Consider the following 2,051-nt stretch of genomic DNA (forward strand, 5'->3'; position numbering starts at 1 on the left):
TTGGTCTGGAAGGCGATGCTGTCGATTACGCTGATGATGTCGGCGATCTTGCGCGACGAGTCGTTGATGCCCTTCATGGTTTCGACCACCTTGGCCACTACCGCGCCGCCGTGGATGGCTACGGTCGAGGCTGTCAGCGCCAGTTGGTTGGCTTGCTTGGCGCTGTCGGCGTTTTGCCGCACAGTGGTGCTGAGTTCTTCCATCGAGGCGGCGGTTTGTTCCAGGGCGCTGGCCTGTTGCTCGGTGCGGGCCGACAGGTCGTTGTTGCCATGGGCAATTTCGGCGCTGGCACCGGCCACGCTATCGGCGCTGCTGCGCACTTGCTTCAGCACCGCATGGATCTTGGCGACAAACTGGTTGAAACCGTTGCCGATGGCGGCCAGTTCGTCTTTGCCCTGCACCTCTAGCTTGACGCTCAGGTCGGCATCGGCGCTGGCCAGGCCCACCATCACCCGGCTCAGCGAGCGCAGCGGGCGGGTCAGGCGGAAAACCACCGACACCAAAATCAAGGCCGTGGCGATGGCGCACACCAGGGCCACTATCAGCGTGTTGGCCAGCAGGTCGCGTGCCGCGGCCGTGGCCACGCTGCGGGGAAAGCTCATGCGCACGCTCCAGGGCGCGGTGTCTGCGGTGACCACCATGGGCTGCAGCAGATGCACAATGTTTTGCGCGTCCAAGTACTCGTATGGCTGGCCTTTGCGGATGTGTTCCAGCCCCTCGACGGGGATGTCGTCGGCTTTTTTGCCGATGCGTTGGGTGTCGGGGTTGCTGGCATACAGGCCGCCGTTGGACACCAACGACAGGCTGCTGCCTTCAATGGGCTTGAGCTCGGACAGAATTTGGCCAAACCGGGTGAGCGTGAAGTCGGCGCTGGCAGTGCCCTGGAACTTGCCGGCCACCATGATGGGAGCCACCAACGAAGCCATCAGCACGTCTTTGCCATCAATCGGGTAGACATAGGGCTCGGTAAAGAAAAGCTTGCCACTGGCCTTGGGGATGTCGTACCAGTCGTTGGCACCGGCTCCGGGGCTGAACACAATGGGTTCCACGTGCACGCCGCTGCCCGCCGCTCGGGTCCAGTAGGGCATGTAGCGGCCGGTGTCGTCGTAGCCGGGCTTTTTGGCTGCGTACTCGGCATCTTTGCCATCCAGCGCGTTGGGCTCCCAGGTGACGGCCGAGCCGATGAAGTCGTCGGAGCTGAACAGCGCTGCCTGCACCATTTCGTCGATCTGCTCGCGCGCAATAGGCAGGTTGGCCTGACGGGTAGCGCGCATCGAGGCGGCCAGGTTGGCCACGGTGGCCATATTGGCGGCAATGCGGGTTTGCAGCGTGCCTGCGGCCTCGCGGGCCGAGGTGCGCGCCAGGTTCATCGTGGCAGCCTCGGCGCTGGCGCTGCTTTTGATGCCGATCACCGCCGAGGTAATGCCCAACGACAGCACCACCAGGGCGGTGGCGGCGACACAAATTTTGGTGTTCAGCGACATCTGCAAACGCAGGCGGGACGGGGCTGGGGAAGAGAGTGTGCTGGCCTGGGACATGGTAGATTTTTGGAGGTGGCGATCACAACATGTGGGTGCTGCTGATGCTGGGTAAAAAGGTTACAAAATGCAAGCGGTAAATGCAATTTAGGTGCCAAATCTCTATGCCCATCACTTTCCGTTGCGATCCCGCGCTGATCGACATCCTGCCGCGTCCCATCCCGGCCAAGCAGGCTTTGCCTGACTGGTTGCGGGCCCTGCCGCCCAAGGCGTTTTCCGAACTGCATGGGCGCGACATCCGCACCGTCAAACAGTGCCCGCCGTTTGTCGATGCCATGGCCCATGGCTTCATGGTGCTGTTGCCCTGCGATGTGCGGGTAGAGGGCGACCGCTTCAGCTGGGACTGGGACTTGCCGCCGCTGGCGGTAGAAGCGCATCCGCGTGCGCCGCTGAGCTTCCACGTGGCGGCGCAACTGGCGGGCGCGCCGTTCCACCATGGCCAGGTCTCGGCTTTGAAGTTCAACAGCTTTTGGACGATTGAGCTGGAGCCGGGCTGGTCGCTGTTTGCCACCC

At 62.9% G+C, this 2,051-nt stretch carries 1 protein-coding gene and 1 pseudogene; one reads left to right on the plus strand and one right to left on the minus strand.

Annotated features, from left to right (window positions below; genetic code table 11):
• Positions 1 to 1,538 (minus strand): methyl-accepting chemotaxis protein (locus tag ABI213_RS06290; protein ID WP_348026438.1); only part of this gene is annotated, 1,538 nt, incomplete at its 3' end.
• Between the two features lie 104 nt (positions 1,539 to 1,642).
• Here ABI213_RS06290 and ABI213_RS06295 point away from each other — a divergent pair.
• Positions 1,643 to 2,051 (plus strand): annotated as a pseudogene (locus tag ABI213_RS06295) (hypothetical protein); the annotation flags it as partial.

It is taken from the genome of Rhodoferax sp. (assembly GCF_039922535.1).
Lineage (GTDB): Bacteria > Pseudomonadota > Gammaproteobacteria > Burkholderiales > Burkholderiaceae_C > Rhodoferax_B.